23 protein-coding genes and 1 pseudogene are annotated in these 22,061 nt (G+C 64.0%); 10 read left to right on the top strand and 14 right to left on the bottom strand.

Annotation, left to right across the window (positions count from 1 at the left end; translation table 11 throughout):
• A partial coding sequence (locus tag KHP60_RS20650) for an isocitrate/isopropylmalate family dehydrogenase (protein WP_249688971.1) occupies positions 1-231 on the bottom strand: 231 nt, incomplete at its 3' end.
• Between the two features lie 749 nt (positions 232-980).
• On the opposite strand from KHP60_RS20650, the gene KHP60_RS20645 reads away from it, so the two are divergent.
• From KHP60_RS20645 to KHP60_RS20620, 6 genes are all read left to right on the top strand, one after another.
• Positions 981-1,268: a hypothetical protein gene (locus KHP60_RS20645; RefSeq protein WP_213566184.1), complete on the top strand. Its 288-nt coding sequence runs from the start codon at positions 981-983 to the stop codon at positions 1,266-1,268.
• A 169-nt stretch (positions 1,269-1,437) separates the two neighbouring features.
• Positions 1,438-2,172 carry an RNA methyltransferase gene (locus tag KHP60_RS20640; protein ID WP_213566183.1) on the top strand — a complete coding sequence of 245 codons (735 nt, stop codon included), beginning with the start codon at positions 1,438-1,440 and terminating at the stop codon, positions 2,170-2,172.
• Between the two features lie 64 nt (positions 2,173-2,236).
• Entirely contained in the window at positions 2,237-3,439 is a 1,203-nt protein-coding gene (locus KHP60_RS20635; RefSeq protein WP_213566182.1) for a dienelactone hydrolase family protein, read from the top strand.
• Positions 3,440-3,448: 9 nt separating this feature from the next.
• The gene (murI, locus tag KHP60_RS20630; protein WP_213566181.1) at positions 3,449-4,321 is read left to right on the top strand and encodes a glutamate racemase; all 873 of its coding nucleotides are present in this window, start codon (positions 3,449-3,451) and stop codon (positions 4,319-4,321) included.
• A 218-nt stretch (positions 4,322-4,539) separates the two neighbouring features.
• Positions 4,540-5,157 carry a 30S ribosomal protein S4 gene (gene rpsD, locus KHP60_RS20625; protein WP_213566180.1) on the top strand — a complete coding sequence of 206 codons (618 nt, stop codon included), beginning with the start codon at positions 4,540-4,542 and terminating at the stop codon, positions 5,155-5,157.
• 66 nt (positions 5,158-5,223) lie between these two features.
• The gene (locus tag KHP60_RS20620) at positions 5,224-6,021 is read left to right on the top strand and encodes a DUF6065 family protein (RefSeq protein ID WP_213566179.1); all 798 of its coding nucleotides are present in this window, start codon (positions 5,224-5,226) and stop codon (positions 6,019-6,021) included.
• A 35-nt stretch (positions 6,022-6,056) separates the two neighbouring features.
• Here the strand turns inward: KHP60_RS20620 and KHP60_RS20615 are convergent, their stop codons facing one another.
• The 5 genes from KHP60_RS20615 to rpe form a co-directional block, all read right to left on the bottom strand.
• Positions 6,057-6,635 (bottom strand): Spy/CpxP family protein refolding chaperone, encoded by a 579-nt coding sequence (locus KHP60_RS20615; protein WP_213566178.1) that lies wholly within the window; start codon positions 6,633-6,635, stop codon positions 6,057-6,059.
• Between the two features lie 104 nt (positions 6,636-6,739).
• Complete coding sequence (locus tag KHP60_RS20610) at positions 6,740-7,291, bottom strand: alpha/beta hydrolase (RefSeq protein ID WP_213566177.1); 552 nt, start codon at positions 7,289-7,291, stop codon at positions 6,740-6,742.
• Between the two features lie 31 nt (positions 7,292-7,322).
• Positions 7,323-8,576 carry a cyclopropane-fatty-acyl-phospholipid synthase family protein gene (locus tag KHP60_RS20605; RefSeq protein WP_213566176.1) on the bottom strand — a complete coding sequence of 418 codons (1,254 nt, stop codon included), beginning with the start codon at positions 8,574-8,576 and terminating at the stop codon, positions 7,323-7,325.
• A gap of 181 nt (positions 8,577-8,757) precedes the next feature.
• Positions 8,758-10,071, bottom strand: coding sequence for an adenylosuccinate lyase (purB, locus tag KHP60_RS20600; RefSeq protein ID WP_213566175.1), 1,314 nt, complete (start codon positions 10,069-10,071; stop codon positions 8,758-8,760).
• Between the two features lie 58 nt (positions 10,072-10,129).
• The gene (rpe, locus tag KHP60_RS20595; protein ID WP_213566188.1) at positions 10,130-10,801 is read right to left on the bottom strand and encodes a ribulose-phosphate 3-epimerase; all 672 of its coding nucleotides are present in this window, start codon (positions 10,799-10,801) and stop codon (positions 10,130-10,132) included.
• A gap of 218 nt (positions 10,802-11,019) precedes the next feature.
• Here rpe and KHP60_RS20590 point away from each other — a divergent pair, with 218 nt between their 5' ends.
• Positions 11,020-12,261, top strand: a complete 1,242-nt coding sequence (locus KHP60_RS20590) for an FAD-binding oxidoreductase (RefSeq protein ID WP_213566174.1) — start codon at positions 11,020-11,022, stop codon at positions 12,259-12,261.
• Here the strand turns inward: KHP60_RS20590 and KHP60_RS20585 are convergent.
• Positions 12,258-13,259, bottom strand: a complete 1,002-nt coding sequence (locus tag KHP60_RS20585; RefSeq protein ID WP_213566173.1) for a P1 family peptidase — start codon at positions 13,257-13,259, stop codon at positions 12,258-12,260. The two genes, KHP60_RS20590 and KHP60_RS20585, sit on opposite strands and share 4 nt — an antisense overlap.
• A 95-nt stretch (positions 13,260-13,354) precedes the next feature.
• Here KHP60_RS20585 and KHP60_RS20580 point away from each other — a divergent pair, with 95 nt between their 5' ends.
• Together KHP60_RS20580 and KHP60_RS20575 are read left to right on the top strand one after the other, a co-directional pair.
• A complete protein-coding gene (locus tag KHP60_RS20580) occupies positions 13,355-14,083 on the top strand; it encodes a cytochrome c biogenesis CcdA family protein (RefSeq protein WP_213566172.1) in 729 nt (242 codons plus the stop codon).
• A 160-nt stretch (positions 14,084-14,243) separates the two neighbouring features.
• Positions 14,244-14,711 (top strand): DUF1203 domain-containing protein, encoded by a 468-nt coding sequence (locus KHP60_RS20575; RefSeq protein WP_213566171.1) that lies wholly within the window; start codon positions 14,244-14,246, stop codon positions 14,709-14,711.
• Here the strand turns inward: KHP60_RS20575 and KHP60_RS20570 are convergent, their stop codons facing one another.
• From KHP60_RS20570 to KHP60_RS20540, 7 genes and pseudogenes are all read right to left on the bottom strand, one after another.
• The gene (locus KHP60_RS20570) at positions 14,712-15,098 is read right to left on the bottom strand and encodes an ACT domain-containing protein (RefSeq protein ID WP_213566170.1); all 387 of its coding nucleotides are present in this window, start codon (positions 15,096-15,098) and stop codon (positions 14,712-14,714) included.
• Positions 15,099-15,350: 252 nt separating this feature from the next.
• Positions 15,351-16,478, bottom strand: coding sequence for a branched-chain amino acid ABC transporter substrate-binding protein (locus tag KHP60_RS20565; RefSeq protein WP_213566169.1), 1,128 nt, complete (start codon positions 16,476-16,478; stop codon positions 15,351-15,353).
• 127 nt (positions 16,479-16,605) lie between these two features.
• Positions 16,606-16,968, bottom strand: a complete 363-nt coding sequence (locus tag KHP60_RS20560) for a DUF6867 family protein (protein ID WP_213566168.1) — start codon at positions 16,966-16,968, stop codon at positions 16,606-16,608.
• The gene (locus KHP60_RS20555) at positions 16,968-17,744 is read right to left on the bottom strand and encodes an ABC transporter ATP-binding protein (protein ID WP_213566167.1); all 777 of its coding nucleotides are present in this window, start codon (positions 17,742-17,744) and stop codon (positions 16,968-16,970) included. Before KHP60_RS20555 ends, KHP60_RS20560 begins: the two co-directional genes overlap by 1 nt.
• Before the next feature lie 26 nt (positions 17,745-17,770).
• Positions 17,771-18,583 (bottom strand): annotated as a pseudogene (locus KHP60_RS20550) (ABC transporter ATP-binding protein); the annotation flags it as partial.
• The gene (gene livM / locus KHP60_RS20545; RefSeq protein WP_213566165.1) at positions 18,583-19,995 is read right to left on the bottom strand and encodes a high-affinity branched-chain amino acid ABC transporter permease LivM; all 1,413 of its coding nucleotides are present in this window, start codon (positions 19,993-19,995) and stop codon (positions 18,583-18,585) included. The gene livM and the pseudogene KHP60_RS20550, both read right to left, overlap by 1 nt.
• A gap of 14 nt (positions 19,996-20,009) precedes the next feature.
• Positions 20,010-20,930: a branched-chain amino acid ABC transporter permease gene (locus tag KHP60_RS20540; protein WP_213566164.1), complete on the bottom strand. Its 921-nt coding sequence runs from the start codon at positions 20,928-20,930 to the stop codon at positions 20,010-20,012.
• A gap of 302 nt (positions 20,931-21,232) precedes the next feature.
• On the opposite strand from KHP60_RS20540, the gene KHP60_RS20535 reads away from it, so the two are divergent.
• Positions 21,233-21,760: a flavin reductase gene (locus KHP60_RS20535; RefSeq protein WP_213566163.1), complete on the top strand. Its 528-nt coding sequence runs from the start codon at positions 21,233-21,235 to the stop codon at positions 21,758-21,760.
• Positions 21,761-22,061 lie beyond the last annotated feature (301 nt).

The following is a 22,061-nucleotide window of genomic DNA, read 5'->3' as shown; positions in this document are numbered from 1 at the left end:
CGTGATGGTGGCGCATTTGACGCCGACGCCGTACTTCTTGATGGCGTGGGCTGCATCCACCGTGACCTGGTCGTTGGTGGCGTCGCGGTGCTCGACGCCGAGATCGTAGTACTTCAGGTCGATGTCGAGATAGGGGTGGATCAGCTTGTCTTTGATGAAGTGCCAGATAATGCGGGTCATCTCGTCGCCGTCAAGCTCGACGACCGGATTGGCAACCTTGATCTTCGCCATGATCTCACCTTGCGCTTTTTGGGGCTGAAACAGTCCTGCCGTGCGGCAGGATGGTTGCGGGGGCTATAGCGCGGTTAAGGCCGGGGGGGAAGGTGGGGGCAGGGCACGAATTCAGCGCTTTCCAGCCTGTTGAGGAATTTTCGGCGTCTCGGTGCACAAGGCGGCGCTGAAGAGCGAGTTGACGGTCGCCGCCTTGCTCCGGACGACCTCCGGAATCTTGCGGCTCCTTACGAGTGCGGCTGTTGCCTTGAGGATCGCCCGGTCGCAAATGCAGAAGCTGCGTCCATGCCTCTCATAGCACAGATCGTGAGCACGGCAGGCTGCGTCCAGCGCGTCGATGGGGGAGGCCCGGTTCGCATCGCCCGCGCCGCACCAGTTTCCGTGGAAGAGGGGCGGTGCCGGTTCCGGAGAGGTGCTCGGCGACGGCATCGCAGATACGGGCAGCGTGAGACACAGAATCAGGCAGGCACTTGGCGCAGGGAGACGCAACAGGGGCACTCGGTCCTCCGGGAAAGCTGGCTTTCGATTGTGACGCTATGACGTAGGAGTGAGAGGAAATAAGGGACATCCATGGGTCAAGGTTCCCTTTTCGGGAAAACACACCACGCTGCGTGTGCTGCCGCACCGAAAGCCAAGCTTATCCGTAGTTCAGATCCCTCATTCCGGCGGCCTCCTCAGAGGCATCGGATCCTAAGGTTCGGATCGGGATGCCGCCGGAGGGACTTTGTTGAACACAAAAGGGAGCTGACATGCGTCTTGCTATCATTCTCGGAGCTGCCGCCTTGGTTCTGGCTGGCTGCCAGACGGCCGAACAATCCATGGCCAATGCTGATTCCGTCTGCATGGAATCGGGCCTGAAGCCTGGCTCGAAGGCCTTTGAGCGCTGCCGGAACGCCAACTACCGGAACAACGTTGCGCAATCGAACGCGGCCGCCAGTCAGGTGGCCGTCGGCACCGCGGTCGGCGTGGTCGGCGGCGCGGCCATCGGCGCGGCCGCAGCCCGGCCCCATTATTATTGCGGCTGGGGCTGCTGGTAACAGATCAGGCGAAGCATCGGTTCGGTGCCGAACGGGCCTCCCCGAGATTTCTCGGGGAGGCTTTTTCATGGGGCGACCTCAGGAACCGTCGTGTCGATCGGCAGAGCTAGTCGCGGCATCGGTTTTGACGCTATGGGAGAGCACCGCTCATCCAATCCGATCAAATCCAATGACCCGCCCGATCATCATCCTCGTGGAACCTCAACTGGCCGAGAACATCGGCATGGTGGCTCGGGCCATGGCCAATTTCGGGTTGTCCGAATTGCGCCTCGTGTCGCCGCGCAACGGCTGGCCCAAGAAGGGCGCGCATTCGGCCGCCTCCGGCGCGACCCATGTGCTGGAACGGGCAACGCTGTACGACACGGCCCGCGAGGCCATTGCGGATCTGAATTTCGTCTTCGCCACCACCGCCCGCGAGCGGGGACAGATGAAGCGGGTCTTCGCGCCGGATGTGGCCATGACGGAGGCGCAAAGGCGCCTCGGGTCAGGCCAGGGCGTCGGCATCCTGTTCGGGCGGGAGCGCACGGGGCTCGAGAACGACGAGGTGTCGCTCGCGGATGCCATCATCACCTTTCCCGTGGACCCGAAATTCTCCTCGCTCAACCTCGCGCAGGCGGTCCTTCTCGTGTCTTACGAATGGCATAAGCTCGCCACCGGAGGCGCATTGCCCTTCGACGGCGGACGGCAATCGCCTCCGGCGCCTCGCGAGATGGTGACGTCGTTCTTCGACTACATCGAGACCGAGCTCGAGGCGGTGAACTTTTACCCCGAGGATAAGAAGCCGACCATGACCCGCAACATGCGGGACATCTTCCACCGGCTGGACATGACCGAGCAGGAGGTCCGTACCCTGCGTGGGGCGATTCGTGCCCTTGCGGAAGGAAGACGATTGAGAAAACCTTAAGCAAATCGTGGCTTTATAGCGGCTAGGCCCTATCTGGCCGATTGGAAGAGAGTTCGAGACGACGATGCGCCGCTTCTTGCTGCCTATTCTGCTCCTTGGCGTCTCTCTCTCGGCTCCGTGGGCTCACGCGGCAACGCCGCCCCGGCAGCCCGAGCAGGGGCCGGGCGGGCGCGACTACACGTCCGCCGAGGTGGTGAAGCGGGCGGTCGGCACGGCGAGCAGCGGGACGTTCGTGTTTCATGGGAATGATATGCCCTCGAAGCCGCGCCCCGTCGTGGTGTTCCTGCATTCCTGGGGAGCCGTGAATCCGGGCCTCTATGGCGGCTGGATCGATCATCTCGCCCGCAAGGGGCATCTCGTGCTCTTTCCCCGTTTCCAGGATGTGAACCGCTCCCGTCCCGCCGACGCGTCGAACCTCGCCGAGGACCTGATCCAGAGCGCTCTTGCAGCACTCGCGGACGACCCGAATGCCAGGCCCGACAGCGAGCGAGTGGCGTTCATCGGCCATTCCGCCGGGATGCCGGTCGCCCTCAACCTCGCGGCCGGGGTGAGTTCAGGCAAGGTCCCGGCGCCCAAGCTGATCTTCGGCCTGATGCCGGGCGGCATTGCGTCTAACGAGAAGGAGCGCGGCATTCTCCTGCGCGACCTTTCGACCATCGATCCGGCCACCCTGATCATCGCCATGAGCGGCGACCGGGATTATCTGCCGAGCGACCGGGTCTCCCGCCTGATCCTCCAGCAGGCCAGCGCCGTTCCGTCGACCCGCAAGCTGTTCATGCGGGCTTCTTCCGACGATCACGGCTTCCCGGCTCTGACGGCAACCCTCGCGTCTCCTGGGTCGCCGAAGGCCGGCTACGACGCCTCCGCCATCAAGCTGCCGCCCGATCCGCCACGTGATCCCAAGCAGAGGAACACCTGGCGCTGGAGCGCCGACATGGCGCTCAGCGGGCCGCAGACCATCCTGACCCAGCAGCTCGGCAACAACGGCACCGATACGCTCGATTTTCTCGCCTTCTGGAAAACCTTCGATATCGCGTCCGAAGCGGCCTTCGCCGGCAAGGATGCGGCCGCTCTCCTGCGCGATCCCAAGTTCGTCGACATGAGCACCTGGAGCGACGGCTGGCCCGTCAAGCGCCTGTCGGCTCAGATGCCGAAAGGAGAGGGGCCGGAGAGCAAGGAGGATCGGGGACCGCGCCGCAGGCTGAACATGGCGCCCCCGGAAACCAGGCAAGGATTGTCGGACTTTCTGACCAAGTCGCGTTCGTAAGGGTTAGTCATGCGTGTCGATCTTCTGGCGGGGGCGACCTATAATCCCGCCGTCATGCCGTCCCCTGTCCCCACCATCCTCGTCTTCGATTCCGGTCTCGGTGGCCTCACGGTCTTCTCCGAGATCCTGAAGGTTCGGCCGGACGCGCGCTATGTCTATGCGGCGGACGATGCGGGATTTCCTTACGGGCGTCTGAGCGAGGCGGTTCTGGCGGAGCGGGTTCTGGCCGTGATGGAGCGTCTGATCGGCCTTCATGATCCGGATATCGTCGTGGTGGCCTGCAACACGGCGTCGACCGTTGTGCTTCCCTATCTGCGCGAACGGTTCTCCATTCCGTTTGTCGGCACCGTTCCGGCGATCAAGCCGGCTGCCCGGACGACGCAGACCGGCTATGTCTCCGTTCTCGCTACCCCGGCCACCGTGGTGCGGGACTATACCCGCGACCTCATCGAGACCTATGCGGCGGGCTGCAGGGTCAATCTCGTGGGCTCGCGCCGCCTCGCCGGCTTCGCAGAGGCGGAGCTTGCGGGCAGCCCCGTATCGGACGAGGACCTGCTGGAGGAGCTTCGGCCCTGCTTCATCGAGGACTCGGATGGCAGGACCGATGTCGTGGCCCTGAGCTGCACCCATTACCCGCTGCTGCTCCCGCGCCTCCAGGCCCTGGCGCCCTGGCCCGTCACCTGGATCGATCCGGCTCCGGCGATCGCCCGGCGGGTGGCGCAGCTGATCGGCCTGCCCGTTCCCCGCCACGAGGCCGACGAGAACGAGACCATGGCCGTGTTCACCAGCGGGGCAGGGATCAGCGTCGCTCTCCGAGGAGCTCTGCAGGACAGGGGTCTGCCGCTCGTAGCCGTCGAGGACATGCCGCTGCTCGCGGGCTGAGGGAATGGGTTTGTCTCTGATTGACTTTCCCACTTTTTCCGTCTAAATGCCTCCCGTTCGCGCGGTCCTCACGGGCCGCGTAACTTTTTACGCTCCCGTGGCCCGGCTCCAAGTCGGCCTGTCGTCCCGTCCCTCGAGACGGCCCATTGGGCCTCCTCGGGCATGAGGGGAAGAGGAGGGCGCGTTCCTCGCAAATTCGACAACAAAGAGGAACAGCGATGTCGAAGCGCATTCAGGCCAAGCACAAGCTTGACCGCCGCATGGGTCAGAATATCTGGGGCCGCCCGAAGAGCCCTGTGAACCGCCGCGAATACGGTCCCGGCCAGCATGGCCAGCGCCGCAAGGGCAAGATGTCCGACTTCGGCACGCAGCTGCGCGCCAAGCAGAAGCTCAAGGGCTACTACGCCAACATCACCGAGAAGCAGTTCCGCCGCTACTACGCGGAGGCGATCCGCCTGAAGGGCGACTCCGGTGAGAACCTGGTCGGTCTGCTCGAGCGCCGTCTCGACGCGGTCGTGTACCGGGCGAAGTTCGTCGCAACCCCCTTCGCCGCCCGTCAGTTCGTCAACCATGGTCACGTGAAGGTCAACGGCCGCCGCGTGAACATCCCGAGCTATCAGGTGAAGGCCGGCGATGTGATCGAGGTGAAGGACAAGTCGAAGCAGCTCGAAGTCGTCCTCGTGGCGAGCCAGCTCGCCGAGCGTGACGTTCCGGACTACATCGAGGTCGATCATTCCAAGATGACGGCCCGCGTGACGCGCATCCCGACCCTGTCGGAAGTGCCGTACCCGGTCCAGATGGAACCGAATCTTGTAATTGAGTTCTATTCGCGCTAATCCGCGAGTAGTCTTCGCAAGATCAAAAGGCCGCCCGCGAGGGCGGCCTTTTTCATTGGAGGGGTAATGCAGGATAAAGTGGTCGATCAGATCGTGGACACCAATGACAAGGCTGATAATCGCCTCGACCCGCCGGAGCTTACTTGCTACCGCCTCAAAAATAATCCGCCAGCAATCATTCCAGGGGGCTCAGAACGGCGCTGGATGGACGAGACGGTTCAGCGTTTCGCCTATCGTTGCACCCCGCTGTCGATTGCTAACGCGAGTGGCTGGGAAATCCTCTCCCCGTGTGCCTTCAGTGCGACCTGGAACGGCGATTCGGCGCCCAACGGCGTCACCTTGCAATCACCTAACAATGAACATGTTCGATTTGCCCGGCCGCATTTTGGGGAAGGTGCAATCACATTCCAGCCGGGTTATCTCTTTCGTACCAATCCCGGCTGGGCTGTCTGGGCGCGAGGAAGCCCCAACTTCGTCAAAGATGGAATCATGCCTCTTGATGGCCTTGTCGAAACGGACTGGTTGCCGATGCCCTTCACAATGAACTGGCGCTTTACTCGGCCCTGCACGATTCAGTTCGAGGCAGGCGAGCCCTTTTGCTTTATCACGTTGGTTCCGCATGCGCAGCTTGATAACGTTAGTCCCAGAATCGCCAGTCTCGACGACGATCCCGATCTCAAGGCTGCTCACGGGGCATGGACTCTGTCCCGCAAGGAATTCCTTGCGAGGCTCGCTGCAAAAGACCCGGAGACACTCAAGCAGGGTTGGCAGCGCCACTATATTCGGGGTGAGGGGCCTAACCTCAAAGGGCGGCCGAGCTATCATCTCACAAGACGTAGGCTGAGAGAGCCGAATCAGGATTAAGGCCGCCCATCGGGCGGCCTTTTTGCTGTCGGTCGTTATTGCTGCACGGGACCGCGGGGGCCGCCCTGATGCATTCCCATGCGATGATGATCACGGCCGTGGCCGCGGCGCCCGCCGCGCTCGTTCCAGCGTGGGCCATCGGAATCGACGGCCTCACGCAGGAGGCGCGGTGCAATCCGCTTCTGGTCTTCGCTGAAGGTGTCCCAGAGAGGGCGCAGGGCGGTGGTGAGGGCGGCCGAGCGCTGGGCGCCCTCCGTCCTCATGCTGCTACGCCGTTCGAGGCGCTGCATGAAGTCCGCGGACTGGCGCTGCTCGCGGGTCGGGCGCTGTTCGAAGCGGGTAAAGCGCTCGGTCGCGGAGGTGCGGATGGCCGTCTCCACGGGCGCCCAGAGACGCTCCTGGTCGCCGGAAAGCTTCAAGCCGGCTTTGATCGAGGCAACGCGGGCGTCGACGAGGCGGTTGAAATCGTCCTGGCTCATGCGCGGACGGCGATCCTGTCGCCCTTGATCCTGGGAGGCCGCCGGCGCATCCGGAGCAGGATTCTGCTGCGCCATGGCATATGTGCCGGAGCCGGCCAGCAGGGCAGCGAGAGCGATGGTGGCAAGGGTCTTCATGCGAGTATCCTCCGTGGTGGCGATAGGATTAGATTGCTCCGATCCTGCTCTCCCTCAGGTGACTGGCGCATGAACTTTTCGTCATGTGGATAAAGGGCGGGCCCTTACAGCCGTTTCAGGAATCCGGCAAAGCGCATCAGCCCCTCAGGCCAGGGCCCATGGCCGCTTTCCGTGTTGAGGTGGCCCGCATCGCCCGCATCGACGATGGCAGAGCCCCAGGCATAGGCGATGTCTTCCGCCTTGGCGTAGTCGGAATGAGGATCGGTTCGGCTGGCGACGAGAATGGACGGGAAGGGGAAAGGCTCGCGAGGGATCGGCGCGAAGGCCCGGTCGATGGCCGGGATGAAGTCCGGCCTCTCCACATCCGGCAGGCTGACCAGGAAGGCGCCCCGGACCTTGCCGCCCGCGAGCCTCGGCGCTGCATGGGCGATCGCCAGCACCCCGAGGCTGTGGCCGACGAGCACGACGGGCTTCTTGGCCCGCTCCACGTCGCGCACGATGCGCTCGACCCAGGCGTCCTTGTTGGGAGCGTCCCAGTTCTCCTGCTCGACCCGCCATGCGGTCGAGAGCTGGCGCTCCCATCGGCTCTGCCAGTGGTCTTCGCCGGAATTCGTGTGGCCTGGAACGATGAGGATGTCGCAATCGGAGGTTTTCATGCCTCGGAGATAAAGACCCACCCCCACCGGTTCAAGCGCTCCGCTTCAACTCCATGTTCTGCTCCGCCTCCTTCAGGGCGGCCTCCCGCTCCGCGATATAATCGCGGGTCAGGGGCACGACGTCGTTGCGCCGGGCGAGCTGGAGCTGGAACACCACCGCGTCCTGCCAGCGGAAGGCGGATTCGGACATGGCGAGGTAGCATTCCCACATCCGGCAGAAGCGCTCGTCGTAGAGGCGCAGCACCTCCTCCCGGTGAGCCATGAAGCGCTCGCGCCAAGCCTTCAACGTGTAGGCATAGTGCAGGCGCAGGATCTCGATATCCGTCACCACCAAGCCCGCGCGCTCGATCGCGGGCATCATCTCCGACAGCACGGGCAGGTGCCCGCCGGGGAAGATGTACTTGGTGATCCAGGGATTGGTCGGATAGGGCGTGCCCGAACGCCCGATGGTGTGGAGGAGCATGACCCCGTCCTCCTTCAAGAGGCTCCGGCAGGTTTGAAAATAGGCGTCGTAGGAGGGCAGGCCCACATGCTCGAACATGCCCACCGAGACGATCCGGTCGAACGAGCCCTTCGTGGTGCGGTAATCCTGAAGGTCGAAGTGCACCCGGTCCTGAAGACAGGCGGTGGCGGATCGCTTGCGTGAGACCTCGAGCTGTTCTTCGGAGAGGGTGACGCCTTTGACCGAGCCCGCTCCGGCCACCTGAGCCAGATAGAGCCCCATGCCACCCCAGCCCGAGCCGATATCCAGGACGCTATGGCCTGGATCGACCAGCAGCTTGGCCGCGATGTGCCGTTTCTTGGCCATCTGGGCCTCTTCGAGGCTCACGTCCGGATGGTCGAAATAGGCGCATGAATATTGGCGGTCGCTGTCGAGGAAGAGGGAATAAAGCCGGCCGTCGAGGTCATAATGGTGGGCGACGTTGCGCTTGGACCGCGCCGCGTTGTTTTCGGCGCGGCGCATCATCTTGGCACGGATCTTGCGCAGGCGATGGAGAGGGAGCTCGTCGAGTTCCCCATGGGTTTCCTGAAGGAGGAGCTGGAGCAGGTCGAGGATGGTGCCGTTCTCGATGACGAGGCGACCGTCCACGAACAACTCACCGAGCTTCAGTTCCGGATGGAGGCAGAGGGCCATCTGGGCCGCGGCGTCCGTGAAGCGGATCGAGACCCGGGGTTCAGTCCCGTCGCCGAAGGTGAAACGCTGGCCACCGGCCGTCGTCATCTCCAGAGAACCGTGTCTCACGGCCCGCGTGAATGCAAGATCGAGAAGCTTCTCCGACAGCATGGCAACAATCCCCGCGCCGTTGATCGCCCAACGCATCGTGCGGAAAAGTGGCCCGGTTTGCCGTCCCGGACGATGCGCTCTTCAAAGAGGCATCGGGATGAACCCCGAAAGTGGAATCCACTTTCGGGTCCGATGCCTAGCAGGGATTCTTGCTCATTGCGGAAATATTTCCAGCCCCCAGCTATGCGCCGCCTGCGCCGAAGACCCGCGTGAAGATCGTATCCACATGCTTATAGTGGTAGCCAAGGTCGAAGCACGCCGCGATCTCGTCCGCCGACAGGTACTTCGTTACGTCGGAATCGTTCTTCAGAAGGGTGAGGAAGTCGCCTTCGCCGCGCCAGACAGGCATGGCGTTGCGCTGGACGAGCCGATAGGCGTCCTCGCGGGAGGCGCCCTTCTGGGTCAGGGCCAGGAGAACCCGCTGCGAGTGAACGAGGCCGCCGAGGCGGTCCAGGTTCTTCTGCATGTTCTCCGGGTAGACCACGAGCTTGTCGATGACGTTGGTAAGCCGGGCGAGCGCGAAGTCCAGGGTCACGGTGGCGTCGGGTCCGATCATGCGCTCCACGGAGGAATGGGAGATGTCCCGCTCGTGCCAGAGCGCCACGTTCTCCATAGCCGGGATGGCATAGGCCCGGACCATGCGGGCAAGGCCCGTCAGGTTTTCGGTGAGCACCGGATTGCGCTTGTGCGGCATGGCGGACGAGCCCTTCTGGCCCGCCGAGAAGAACTCTTCCGCCTCCAGAACCTCGCTGCGCTGCAGGTGGCGCACCTCCGTGGCCAGCCGCTCGATGGACGAGGCGATGACGCCGAGCGTCGCGAAGTACATGGCGTGCCGGTCGCGCGGGATCACCTGGGTCGAGACCGGCTCGACGGACAGGCCCATCTGCTCGGCCACGTATTCCTCGACGCTCGGGTCGATGTTGGCGAAGGTTCCGACGGCGCCCGAGATGGCGCAGGTGGAGATCTCCCGCTGCGCCTCGATCAGCCGGACCTTGCAGCGCTCGAATTCTGCGTAAGCCTGGGCAAGCTTGAGGCCGAAGGTGGTGGGCTCGGCGTGGATGCCGTGGGAGCGGCCGATGGTGGGCGTCATCTTGTGCTCGAAGGCCCGGCGCTTGATGGCGGCGAGGAGTTGCTCGAGATCGCGCAGCAGCAGGTCCGAGGCCCGGGCGAGCTGCACGTTGAAGGTGGTGTCGAGCACGTCCGAGGAGGTCATGCCCTGGTGGACGAAGCGAGCCTCGGGACCGACGATTTCGGCCAGATGGGTGAGGAAGGCGATGACGTCGTGCTTGACCTCACGCTCGATGGCGTCGATCCGCTCCACGTCGAAGGTGGCCTTGGAGCCCTTCTCCCAGACCGTTTCCGCCGCTTCCTTGGGAACGACGCCGAGATTGGCCAGAGCCGTAGTGGCGTGGGCCTCGATCTCGAACCAGATGCGGAACTTGGTTTCCGGCGACCAGATGGCCACCATCTCGGGACGGCTGTAACGGGGGATCATGGCTTTCCACTTCCACGCGGGTGATATGCCCGCGCGGTAGCACGATCACCCCGTGATCTCAACGCGCCTTTGCCGCCGCCTCGCGAATGGCCGCCATGTTGGTTGCGTAGGCCGAGGGGCCGCCCTTGAAGGTGGCGGAGCCGGCGACGAGCACGTTGGCTCCGGCTTCGGCCACCAGTGGCGCGGTCTCGGCGGTCACGCCGCCGTCGATCTCGATATCGACGTTCCGGTCGCCGACCATTTCCTTGATCCGGCGCAGCTTGGTGCAGACCGAGGGGATGAAGGCCTGCCCGCCGAAGCCGGGATTGACCGTCATCAGCAGGATCAGGTCGATATCGTCGATCACGGGCTCGATCGAGCCCTCATGAGTGCCGGGATTGAGGACGATTCCGGCCTTCTTCCCGAGCTTGCGGATGGTCTGGAGCGAGCGGTGAAGGTGCGGCCCGGCCTCGGCATGGATGCTGATGATGTCCGCGCCGGCCTTGGCGAAGGCTTCGAGATAGGGATCGACCGGGGCGATCATCAGGTGAACGTCGAAGGGCTTGGACGTATGAGGACGCAGCGCCTTCACCACATCGGGACCGATGGTGATGTTCGGCACGAAATGCCCGTCCATCACGTCGATGTGGATCCAGTCCGCACCGGCGGCGTCGATGGCGCGGATTTCCTCCCCGAGCTTTGAAAAGTCGGAGGCCAGGATGGAGGGGGCGATGAGAAGCGGGCGTGTCATGGCCGCGCGGTAGCACGGGGCTTGGTGAACGGCAACGGGGCATTGCGCCACGACGGCGGTCATCAACCAGTCTAAGACCACCTGGCTGGGGAGAGGCGGCTTTGCGGCAGGAAATCCGTGGACGGCCCTGAGCCAACGGGAGTAGACATGGCCTCGTTACAAAGGATACGAGCTCGCTATCCTTGATCGGAAGCGATTTTGAACGGGGCAGAGCCTTCATGCGTAAGGATGTGGTTGTTCTTGGGGCCGGCATTGTCGGCGTGTCGATTGCCGTGCATCTGCAGAAGCGTGGACGGTCGGTTCTGCTGATCGACAAGCGCAAGCCCGGCGAGGAGACTTCCTTCGGGAATGCGGGCCTGATCCAGCGCGAAGGCGTCTATCCGTACGGCTTCCCGCACGATTTCGGCGCCCTTCTGCGCTACGCCCTGAACAACACAATCGACGCCCATTACCATTGGGCCGCGATCCCGAAGCTCGCGCCCTTCCTGTGGCAGTACTGGATGCACTCGCGTCCCGCCCAGCACAAGGCGATTGCCCGGATGTACGCGCCTCTCATCGAGCGCAGCGTCACCGAGCACATGGCGCTGGCGGAGGAATCCGGCTCCACGCATCTGATCCGCCCGACCGGCTGGATGAAGGTGTTCCGCGACGAGAAGAGCCGGGATGAGCAGTTCGAGGACGCGGAGGACGTGAAGCGCGATTTCGGCGTCAACTTCAATGCGCTCGACACCAGGGCCGTCGCGGAGCGCGAGCCGCATCTCAAGGTCGAGACCAAGGGCGGCATCCATTGGACGGACCCGGCTTCGGTCTCCGATCCTCACATGCTGACCATGGGTTATGTCGGGCTTTTCGAGCGCCTCGGCGGCGAGCTGGCTTCGGGCGATGCCAGGACGCTCGAGGAAACACCGACCGGCTGGCGCGTCCAGACCGAGAAGGGGCCGGTGGACGCCGGAGCCGTCGTCATCGCCCTGGGGGCCTGGGCGGATGCGCTTACGACAAAGCTTGGGTATGACCTGCCGCTTGCGGTCAAGCGCGGCTACCACATGCACTACAAGCCTGCGGGCAACGCGGTTCTCAACCGGCCGACACTGGACTTCGACCGGGGCTATTTCCTGGCACCCATGTCGAAGGGCGTCCGCCTCACGACAGGGGCGGAGTTCGCCAACCGCGATGCCCCGAAGACCCCGGTCCAGCTGCAGCGCGCCGAGCCGATCGCGCGGGAATTCTTCCCGCTCGGCGAGCGGGTCGATCCGGAGCCGTGGATGGGCATGCGCCCCTGCACGCCGGACATGATGCCGATCATCGGCAAGGCGCCCAAGCACAAGAACCTCTGGTTCGGCTTCGGACACGCCCATCACGGCCTGACCCTCGGCCCGGTGACGGGACGGCTTTTGGCCGAAATGATCACGGGCGAAACGCCTGTCGTCGATCCCAAGCCCTATCGGGCGGAGCGGTTCTAAGCGCTTGGGAACCTGTCCCGCCAGGCCGGCTGCGCGCCCGGATAGGGCAGGGCCCTCGCCTCGTAGACGCCGCGCGCGATGGCACGGGTGAGGCAGTCGGCGGCCAGTGCCGTGAGTTCCGTGAACTCCGCCGCCTCGTCCTGAAACGGCTTTCGGCCCGTGGCGGCGGCGAAGATCGTGTCGCCGTCGAACAGCGCGTGGGAGAAACGCAACCCCCGCGCGAGGCCTGCATGGGACGCGACGGCAAGGCGTTTGGCCTGAGCCTTCGTCAGAACGGCATCGGTCGCGATGAGCGCGATGGTGGTGGCAGGCTGCGGTCCGCCTTTCCAGATGAGCCTGCGCATGTCGGGCGTGATCCGGGCGGGAAGCCCGTGCCCGCCGAACTCGTCACCTTCCTCGAGGCCGCCCGCCAGAAAATGGGGGCCATCCCCGACAATGGCCGAGGCGACGCTGTTCACCACGACGAGAGCGCCGACCGCATGGCCCGAGGACGTCGTCGTGCTCGCCGAGCCCAAGCCTCCCTTTAGGTTCGCCGTCGTGGCGCCGTACCCGCCGCCGGACGTTCCGAGGTCGAAGTCCAGGCCGGCTCGCCGAGCGGCCTCGTATCCGAGTTCCCGATAGGGCGGATAGCGGCCCCAATCCTTGTTGCCGCCGTTGATGAGATCGAAGATGGACGCCTGCGAAACCAGGGGGACGAGCGCCTCCCTGACGGCAAAGCCGATCCCCTGTTCCCGAAGATAGGCCTGGACGCCCCCGGCCGCATCGAGGCCGAAGGCCGAGCCTCCGGAGAGGACCACGCCGTGAATGGCCGGCACCATCTTGTCCGGATCGAGCAGATCGGTCTCGCGGGTGGCCGGGGCTCCGCCCATGGCAAAGACCGAGGTGACCGCCGGCTCGTCGAAGAGGGCGACCGTCACGCCGGAGCCGAGGGCCGCATCGTGGGCATTGCCGATGCGGAGGCCGGCGACGTCGGTGATGAGATTGCGGCGCTGTGTCATGGGGGAAGCAAACCGGAAATTGCTGGCCTTCACAAGCTGGAGAACCGGCCCTTCACCGGCTTTCTCTAGGGAGCGCGAAAGGATAGAAGGCTCTCATGCTCAGTGTTTCCTATCCGGCCGCGGCGCTCGGCGGCCTCATCAGCTTCTTGAGTCCCTGCGTCCTGCCGCTGGTGCCGCCATACCTGTCGTTCCTTGCAGGCACCACCTTCGACCGCCTGAGCGCGGGCGACGACCGGGCCGTGCGCCAGCGCGCGATACTGGCGGCGCTGCTGTTCGTGGCGGGCTTCTCGACCGTCTTCGTGTTGCTGGGCGCGACGGCCTCGGCCCTGGGCCAGGTCATCCGGCAATATCTCGATGTCCTGAGCACGGTGGCGGGCATCGCCATCGTCGTGATGGGGCTGCATTTCCTTGGGCTGTTCCGCATCGGGCTGTTCTATCGCGAGGCTCGTTTCAACGTCGCTAGGCCGGTGGGTCTCTGGGGCGCCTATGTCATGGGTCTCGCCTTCGCCTTCGGCTGGACGCCCTGCATCGGGCCTGTCCTGGCAGCGATCCTGACCGTGGCGGGTTCCGAGGACAGTGTCTCCCATGGAGCGCTGCTGCTCGCCGCCTATTCTGCCGGCCTCGGCATTCCCTTCCTCCTCGCCGCCTTCGCCATGAAACCCTTCGTGGCGCTCCTGAAGCGCATGCGCTCGCGCTTCGCCATGATCGAGAGGGTCATGGGCGTCCTCCTCGTACTCACCGGAATTGCCTTCCTGACCGGCTGGATCACGAACATGTCGTTCTGGCTGTTGGAGACGTTTCCGGCGCTGGGGCGGCTAGGGTAGGGCAGGCCCTAGCTACACCTTGCTCCCAACCAGAAAGGTAACCCTCCGCGTCATCACCGGGACAAGCCCGGCCATGACAGGACGATAAAGTGGCACAGGAATCGGGTCGTTCGGCGGGGCGGACCTTGTCATTCTGGTGGTCTCATCAAGGAGACTCCCAATGCCCTTCCAAGTTCGCGGCCTCGATGCCGAACCCTTTGCCCCGCTGTTCCGGCTGATCGATGCCGACCTTGCGGTTATCGGCGCCCAGCGGGTCTATGCCGATGAGGCCGATGCCTATCCCTGCCGGGTATCGCTGACCCGGGTCGCCGTGGGGGAGGAGCTTCTGCTGCTCAATCACGCCCATCAGACGGCGTCGACGTCACCTTATCGCGCAGCGGGGCCGATCTTCGTCAGCCGGTCCGCAAGGACGGGGGCGTTTCGGGGCGAATTGCCGCCCATGCTGCGGGACCGGCTCCTGTCCCTGCGGGCCTACGATGCCCATGCCTTCATCGTCGATGCGGAGGTGGCCGAAGGTGGAGACATTCTGCAGGTGATCGAGCGGTTCTTCGCCAATCCGCAGGTGGCGCATATCGATGCCCATTTCGCCCGGCGCGGCTGCTTCGCAGCCCGGATCGAAAGGGCCTGATCACGTTTCACGTCGGATCGTGTGTCCGGCATCCCCGAGAACAGCCAGCGCCTTCTCCGTATCCCCCGCCTTCACCAGCACGTAATCAGTGCTGAAGGTGGAGGTGGCGAAAATGCCGATGCCGGCACCGGCCAGAGGGGTGAGGACGGAGGCCAGGATCCCTGGAACGCTGAAGTCGAAGCTCTGCTCGATCCGGAAGCAGCGCCAGCCGGCATCGATCTCGGCCTCGGGCGGGGCCTGATCGAGCGAGCAGACGAGGGTCGTTTCCTCGGCCGCCCGGACCAGAAGCGAGAAGCGCGTTGGCGACGGAGTTGCGGCAGGGGCGCCCGCCGGCAAGCGACAGACCGCATAGGGGACCTCGAGCAGAGACAAACTGAGCGCGGGCATGGTCAAGACATTCCTGAGGCTGGCGGGAAGCTCACATCCTTTGTCACCACCGGCCTTGTGCCGGTGATCCCGATTAAGGAAAGCACAGCGCTTTTCCGATCGGGGTGGCCGCGACAGGCCCGGCCATGACGTCCAAGTTGGGCCGGGAAGCCCCCGGCTTCCCATTCTTGGCCGGATCTCGAGCGATATTCCATGAGAAAACCCGCCCTGTCGCCAGGGCGGGTTTCGGATCATTGGCCTGTGGCCGGCCGATTACATGGCGAGTTCGTTGCCGGAGTAATCGATCTTGCCGTCAGCGCCCTTCTTCCAGACATACATGATGTAGTCCGGACGGGTGATGTCGCCCTTCTTGTCGAAGGAGATGTCGCCGATGACGGTCTTGAAGGGCTTGCCGGACTTCATGGCGTCCGAAACCTTCTTGCCGTCCACGCTGCCAGCCTGCTTCGCAGCTTCGGCCAGGATCTGGGTCGCAGCGTAGGAGTACAGGGTGTAGGCTTCCGGCTCGAAGTTCTTGGCCTTGAACTTGGCCACGGCGTCCTTCGCGTTCGGGTTCTTGCGCGGATCCGGCGAGAAGGTCATCAGGGTACCTTCGGCGCCAGGGCCGGCGATCGAGGTGAACTCGGCCGACACGATGCCGTCACCCGACATGAGCGGAGCGTTGAGGCCCTGATCGCGCATCTGGCGGATGATGAGGCCGGCTTCCGTGTGGAGGCCGCCGAAGTAGACGACGTCGACGCCGGCCTGCTTCAGCTTCGACACGAGAGCGGAGTAGTCCTTCTCGCCCGGGTTCACGCCTTCATAGACGACTTCCTTCAGACCCTTGGAATTCATGGTCTTCTGGGTTTCGTCCGCGAGGCCTTTGCCGTAGGGGGTCTTGTCGTGAATGACGGCGACCTTCTTGCCCTTGAACTTGTCGGCAAGGTAGCCGCCGGCGACGAGGCCCTGCTGATCATCGCGTCCGCAGGTGCGGAAGGTGTTCCACATGCCGCGCTCGGTGAACTGCGGGTTCGTGGAGGCCGGGGAAACCTGGACGATGCCGGCTTCTTCATAGACCTGCGAGGCCGGGATCGAGACGCCGGAGTTGAAGTGGCCGACGACGAACTTCACGCCTTCAGCGGCGAACTTGTTCGCCACCGACACGCCCTGCTTGGGATCGGACACGTCGTCGCCGACAACGACGTGCAGCTTCTGGCCATTGATGCCGCCAGCTGCATTGATGTCTTCGACAGCCTGCTCGACGCCGTTCTTCAGCTGGGCGCCGAAGGCCGCGTTCGGGCCGGTGATGGGGCCAGCAACGCCGATCTTGATCTGGGCGCTGGCAGCGCTGGAGAAGGCGAGGCCAAGACCAAGCGCCACGCCGGTCAACAGCATTTTTTTCATGAGGTCACTCCTCTGGGTGGTTTTATAGGCCCCTCTTCCTTGTGGGGCCGGTTTGGCGGGGGGACCCCGCCTTCCGCGGAACATCATGCTTGTTTTTAAGCGGATGTCACCTGGGAATCTTTTTGGCTTAGCCCTTGGTAGCAGACGCCTTTTCCCGCCAGGAAAACAGGCCGGTCCGCTCGTAGAGCCAGCGGTATTGGGTGGTCATCATCCGGGCGCGGCGGTACTGGAAGCCCAGCGCCCCGATGATCAGCAGGACGATCGTGTCGATGGCGTAGTAGTGGACCGACAGCAGGGTTCCCTCGAACAGGGCGAAGTGGATGAAGCGCACTGCTGCGCCGAGGATGAACAGGTAGAGGATCAGGGTCCAGAAGGGACGCCAGGTGAGGGCGATGGCCCGGCCTGTCATCCAGGCCGCCCAGCCGCCCATTATCACGGTGATGAGAAGAAAGAGCCAGAACGACGGCTCTTCGTAGAGGATACCCTGCATCAGTGATTTCCTCCTTCGAGATAGGCCGCTTTGACTTGCGGGTCTTCAAGCAGTTCCCTGCCGGTGCCGCTCATGGTGATGTTGCCCGTCACCATCACATAGCCGCGATGGGCCAGCTTGAGGGCGTGATAGGCGTTCTGCTCCACGAGGAAGACCGTCATGCCGTCCTTCTCGTTGAGCTCTTTGATGATCTGGAAGATCTGCTTCACGATCAGGGGCGCGAGGCCGAGGGACGGCTCGTCCAGGAGGAGGAGCTTCGGGCGGCTCATGAGCGCGCGGGCGATGGCGAGCATCTGCTGCTCGCCGCCCGACAGGGTGCCGCCGCGCTGCTGCAGACGCTCCTTCAGGCGCGGGAACAGGGCGCAGACCCGCTCGAGGTCCTGGTCGAAATGGGCCATCCCGTTCATGGATGCACCCATCTGCAGGTTCTCGAACACGGTCATGCGCGGGAAGATGCGCCGCCCTTCTGGAGACTGGGCGATGGACAGGCGGGCGATCTCGTGGGTGGGCAGCTTGGTGATGTCCCGGCCCGCATAGGTGATCGTGCCCTCGCGGCACCGCGGATTGCCGAAGATCGTCATCATCAGCGTCGACTTGCCGGCGCCGTTGGCCCCGATTAGCGTGACGATCTCGCCTTCGTTGACATCCATGTCCACGCCCTTGAGGGCGATGATGTTGCCGTAATAGGTCTTCACGCCGCGAACGCTCAGAAGCGGCTGGCGGGCCGTGGAAGCCTGGGGATTGTGCATCGCGATATTTGCTCCAGCGGTGCTCATAGGCCGATCTCCGCTTCGACCTTCTCGATCTCGTCGTCGGCGACGCCGAGATAGGCGGCGATGACCTTGGGATCGTTCCTGACCTCGGAGGGCGAGCCGTCCGAGATCTTGGTGCCGTAATCGAGCACCACCACGTGGTCCGAGATCTGCATCACGACCGACATGTCGTGCTCGATCAGGAGAACCGATGTGCCCTGATCCCTGCGGATCGACAGAAGGAGTTCGTTGAGCTCCAGCGACTCGCGGGGATTGAGACCGGCTGCCGGCTCGTCGAGGCAGAGCAGCAGCGGATCCGTGCACATGGCGCGGGCGATCTCCAGGCGGCGCTGATCGCCGTAGGGGAGGTCGCCGGCCGGGTCGTCCGCCCGGTGGATGAGCCGGGCTCTCTCCAGCCAGAACTTGGCCTTCTCGATGGCCTCCTTCTCGGCCTTGCGGTAGCCGCCGATGCCCAGGACGCCGAGGAAGGTGAAGCCGGAGGCGATCATCAGCGGGTTGTGCTGGGCGACCAGCAGGTTCTCGAGCACCGTCATGCCGGAGAACAGGCGGATGTTCTGGAAGGTGCGGGCGACCTTGCCCTTCCAGTTGATGTCGTAGCCGGGCAGCCGCTCCAGGAGCAGGTGCGAACCGTCGGGCTTGCGAAGAGCGACCATGCCCTCGGTCGGCTTGTAGAAGCCGGTGATGCAGTTGAAGACCGTGGTCTTGCCCGCACCGTTGGGGCCGATGAGCGCGGTGATGTCCCCGCGCCCGGCCTTGAAGGAGAGGTCGTTGACGGCGACGAGGCCGCCGAAGCGCATCGTGAGATGCTGTACGTCGAGGATGGGATCCTGCAGCCAGCGCATTAGCCGTGTCCTTCCTTCACGAGCGAGCCGGAAATGGCCTTGCGCTCCTTCAAGATCACTGAGGGTTCACGTTCCGAGATGAGGCCGCGCGGGCGCCAGACCATCATCGCCACCATGCCGGCGCCGAAGAGCAGCAGGCGGTATTCGTTCGGGTCGAAGCCCGATCCGAAGATGGCCTGCAGGAAGGTCAGGTTGCGCAGAATCTCGGGGCCGCCGACCAGCACGATGGCAGCGATGGCAACGCCGATCTGCGAGCCCATGCCGCCGAGAACCACGATGGCCAGGATGATCGCCGATTCCAGGAAGTTGAAGCTTTCCGGAGAGACGAAGCCCTGGCGAACTGCGAAGAACGAGCCAGCAAAGCCGCCGAACATGGCCCCGATGGAAAAGGCCGTCAGCTTGGTGTTCGTGGTGTTGATGCCGAGCGACCGGCAGGCGATCTCGTCCTCGCGCAGGGCCTCCCAGGCGCGGCCCACGGGCAGCTTGCGCAGGCGCATGGTCACGAAGTTGGTCAGCAGGGCGAGCGCCAGGATCAGATAATACAGGAAGATCATCCTGTGCATGCCGTTGAACTCGAGCCCGAAAGTGGCCGCGAACCCGCCTTCGCCAGCCGTGAAGGGCAGTCCGAAGAAGGTCGCACGGGGGATCGACGAGATGCCGGCGCCGCCATTGGTCAGGTCCACCCAGTTGATGAGGACGAGGCGGATGATCTCACCGAAGGCGAGGGTCACGATGGCGAGATAGTCGCCGCGCAGGCGCAGCACGGGGAAGCCGAGGATCATGCCCCAGAAGGCCGCGAGGATGCCGGCGAGCGGCAGGCAGATCCAGAACGACAGGCCGAAGGTGGTCGAGAGCAGGGCATAGGAGTAAGCCCCGACCGCGTAGAACGCCACGTAGCCGAGATCGAGCAGGCCGGCGAGGCCGACCACGATGTTCAGGCCCCAGCCCAGCATCACGTAGGTGAGGATCAGGATGCCGAGATCGACCCAGTAGCGCGACTCGTTCAGCCCGCCCTGGATCAGGTAGATCAGGAGCGGAAAGGCGAGCGCCACGCCGAGGAAGAAGGGAATGGCGAACCGCGACACGTGCTGGAAGGCGCTCGGCTCCGCGTGGACCGCCTCCGTCGCCTGATGGGCGGCGGGTGTCGCCTGGCGATAGGCCCGCGATGCCGTAAAGGCATGCAGCACGAGGCGCAGGCCGAAGACGATGGCGCAGAGGATCGCCACCAGACCCCAGCGAGGGGTCAGGAAGAGTTCCGCGCCGGACTGATCCGTCCTGTAGGACAGGATCGGGATCGAGAGTCCCAGCATGATCAGCGCGGTCTTGAGAGCATCCTTGAAGGCGGCCCCCAGGTCGAAGCTGCGCGTCACGGCCTCGGTCTGGGCCGTGGTGGTGATGGAAGGAGCGTTCATGCTCGGTAAGCTCCTTAAACCTTCTCGACCTCAGGCCGTCCGAGGATACCGGAGGGCATGAAGATCAGGACGATGGCGAGGATCGAGAACGCGGCCACATCCTTGTACTCGATCGAGAAGTAGGCCGACCAGAAGACCTCGATCAGGCCGATGATCAGCCCGCCGAGGACGGCGCCCGGGAGCGAGCCGATGCCCCCCAGAACCGCTGCCGTGAAGGCCTTCACGCCCGGCACGAAGCCGTCGTTGAAGCTCACCACGCCATAATACAGCAGATACATGGTGCCGGCGACCGACGCGAGGGCGGCACCGATGACGAAGGTCAGCGAGATCGTCCGGTCCACGTTGATGCCGAGCAGCGCCGCCATCTTGCGGTCCTGCTCGCAGGCGCGCTGGGCGCGGCCGAGGGTGGTCTTCTGGACGAGATACCAGAAGATCGTCAGCAGCACCGCGGTGACGACCATGATGATGATCTGCTTGTAGGAGAGGGCGACGTTGTAGCCGCTTTCGCCCTGGAACAGAACGATCACGTCGCCCACCATCGGCGGGGTCGGCTTGTTACGGGCGCCTTGAGCCACCTGGACGAAGTTGGACAGGAAGATCGAGACGCCGATGGCCGAGATCAGCGGCGCCAGGCGGAACGAGCCGCGCAGGGGCCGGTAGGCGATGCGCTCAATGGCCCAGCCCCAGAGGGATGTGAGCACCATCGCGATGACCAGCACGATCAGCAGCGCCAGCGCGATGGACGAGATCCCGAGCCACGTGGTCAGGATCAGGAAGAAGATGAGAGAAATGAAGGCGGAGAGCATGAAGACGTCGCCGTGGGCGAAGTTCACCATGCCGATGATGCCGAAGACCATCGTATAGCCGATGGCGATGAGGCCGTAGATCGACCCCAGAGTCAGCCCATTGATGAGCTGCTGCACAAAGATTTCCATGTCCTACCCTTGCCCCTCTGGAACGGGGTCATTCTTGGGAAACACCGCAGGTAAGCACGATGCCTGAGCAACGCCAAGCCTGACGTAAGATGCGGGTGTCTCTAGCAAACGGATTTCCGTTCGACAACTTTCTGTTAAGTTTCCTATTCCCTCTTCTGATGGAATAAGCGGCAGAGGCCGATGCAATACTGGGCAAGGCCGGTTCTGCCTACCGCTTCCAAAGGATAAGGCCAGGGACCATATGGGTCTGAACAGCCTTGTGCTCTGCCTGAAAGAGTGGAAGAGGCTTGTCCCGGATCACGATGTTGAAGTCTCAAGCCACTCCCAATTCAGCCGCCACGGGTGCCGCCGGCCCGGATGCCGTTCTCTTCAGGGAAGGCATGAGCCGCGCGGCCGCAGCCGTTCATGTGGTCACGACCGATGGATCGGCCGGACGCGCGGGCTTTACGGCCACGGCGGTCACCCCCGTGACGGACAGCCCGGCCTCGCTCCTGGTCTGCATCAACACGGCCTCACGATCGGCGCAGGCGCTCCTGGCCAACCGGGTTTTCTGCGTCAATACCTTGAGTGCCGCCGATCTGGCTCTTGCAGATGTTTTCGCGGGTCGTTCGGGTCTTCAGGGGCAGGAGCGCTTCACCACCGGTCAGTGGGACAGGCTCGAAACGGGCTCGCCCGCCCTGACGACGAGCCTCGTCGCCTTCGACTGCCGCATCAGCGATGCCCGGATCGTCGCGACCCACCATGTCATCATCGGCGAGATCGTCCGCATCCGGCTCGGCGAGATGAAGCCCCCCCTGATCTATCAGGGGCGGCACTACCACCAGCTCTGAAATCTGTGGACAGCACGCTGAAAGGCCTCCTCACCCGCCGTTGCCGGCAAATGAGGAGGCCTCCCGGTCCTGAAGGCCAACAGGATAGCCTTCAAAGGGGCAATGATCGAGGCGGAGGACGGTTTCAGCTTGGCCGAACAGTCGGACGGAATCCGGTCGCGCCAGGGAAGGGGGCAGCTTTGCCGAGCAGTCGCGAAGGGGTCCAAAGTTCTGAAAGGGCAGGGAGCCCCGGGCGTGGCTGCGGAACACAGGGTCGGGCGAAGAAAAAGCCCTTCACAGGGGACAGTGAAGGGCTTTGAGG

The organism is Microvirga sp. 3-52 (assembly GCF_018383585.1).
Taxonomy (GTDB): Bacteria; Pseudomonadota; Alphaproteobacteria; order Rhizobiales; family Beijerinckiaceae; genus Microvirga.
This window is presented reverse-complemented; position numbering and strand designations above follow the sequence as displayed.

What these genes read in the sequence shown, in the direction of transcription:
- KHP60_RS20645 (WP_213566184.1), top strand. Translation starts at nt 981, where the DNA reads ATGCGTCTTGCTATCATTCTCGGAGCTGCCGCCTTGGTTCTGGCTGGC.
- KHP60_RS20640 (WP_213566183.1), top strand. Translation starts at nt 1,438, where the DNA reads ATGACCCGCCCGATCATCATCCTCGTGGAACCTCAACTGGCCGAGAAC.
- KHP60_RS20635 (WP_213566182.1), top strand. Translation starts at nt 2,237, where the DNA reads ATGCGCCGCTTCTTGCTGCCTATTCTGCTCCTTGGCGTCTCTCTCTCG.
- murI (WP_213566181.1), top strand. Translation starts at nt 3,449, where the DNA reads ATGCGTGTCGATCTTCTGGCGGGGGCGACCTATAATCCCGCCGTCATG.
- rpsD (WP_213566180.1), top strand. Translation starts at nt 4,540, where the DNA reads ATGTCGAAGCGCATTCAGGCCAAGCACAAGCTTGACCGCCGCATGGGT.
- KHP60_RS20620 (WP_213566179.1), top strand. Translation starts at nt 5,224, where the DNA reads ATGCAGGATAAAGTGGTCGATCAGATCGTGGACACCAATGACAAGGCT.
- KHP60_RS20615 (WP_213566178.1), bottom strand. Translation starts at nt 6,635, where the DNA reads ATGAAGACCCTTGCCACCATCGCTCTCGCTGCCCTGCTGGCCGGCTCC.
- KHP60_RS20610 (WP_213566177.1), bottom strand. Translation starts at nt 7,291, where the DNA reads ATGAAAACCTCCGATTGCGACATCCTCATCGTTCCAGGCCACACGAAT.
- KHP60_RS20605 (WP_213566176.1), bottom strand. Translation starts at nt 8,576, where the DNA reads ATGCTGTCGGAGAAGCTTCTCGATCTTGCATTCACGCGGGCCGTGAGA.
- purB (WP_213566175.1), bottom strand. Translation starts at nt 10,071, where the DNA reads ATGATCCCCCGTTACAGCCGTCCCGAGATGGTGGCCATCTGGTCGCCG.
- rpe (WP_213566188.1), bottom strand. Translation starts at nt 10,801, where the DNA reads ATGACACGCCCGCTTCTCATCGCCCCCTCCATCCTGGCCTCCGACTTT.
- KHP60_RS20590 (WP_213566174.1), top strand. Translation starts at nt 11,020, where the DNA reads ATGCGTAAGGATGTGGTTGTTCTTGGGGCCGGCATTGTCGGCGTGTCG.
- KHP60_RS20585 (WP_213566173.1), bottom strand. Translation starts at nt 13,259, where the DNA reads ATGACACAGCGCCGCAATCTCATCACCGACGTCGCCGGCCTCCGCATC.
- KHP60_RS20580 (WP_213566172.1), top strand. Translation starts at nt 13,355, where the DNA reads ATGCTCAGTGTTTCCTATCCGGCCGCGGCGCTCGGCGGCCTCATCAGC.
- KHP60_RS20575 (WP_213566171.1), top strand. Translation starts at nt 14,244, where the DNA reads ATGCCCTTCCAAGTTCGCGGCCTCGATGCCGAACCCTTTGCCCCGCTG.
- KHP60_RS20570 (WP_213566170.1), bottom strand. Translation starts at nt 15,098, where the DNA reads ATGCCCGCGCTCAGTTTGTCTCTGCTCGAGGTCCCCTATGCGGTCTGT.
- KHP60_RS20565 (WP_213566169.1), bottom strand. Translation starts at nt 16,478, where the DNA reads ATGAAAAAAATGCTGTTGACCGGCGTGGCGCTTGGTCTTGGCCTCGCC.
- KHP60_RS20560 (WP_213566168.1), bottom strand. Translation starts at nt 16,968, where the DNA reads ATGCAGGGTATCCTCTACGAAGAGCCGTCGTTCTGGCTCTTTCTTCTC.
- KHP60_RS20555 (WP_213566167.1), bottom strand. Translation starts at nt 17,744, where the DNA reads ATGAGCACCGCTGGAGCAAATATCGCGATGCACAATCCCCAGGCTTCC.
- livM (WP_213566165.1), bottom strand. Translation starts at nt 19,995, where the DNA reads ATGAACGCTCCTTCCATCACCACCACGGCCCAGACCGAGGCCGTGACG.
- KHP60_RS20540 (WP_213566164.1), bottom strand. Translation starts at nt 20,930, where the DNA reads ATGGAAATCTTTGTGCAGCAGCTCATCAATGGGCTGACTCTGGGGTCG.
- KHP60_RS20535 (WP_213566163.1), top strand. Translation starts at nt 21,233, where the DNA reads ATGTTGAAGTCTCAAGCCACTCCCAATTCAGCCGCCACGGGTGCCGCC.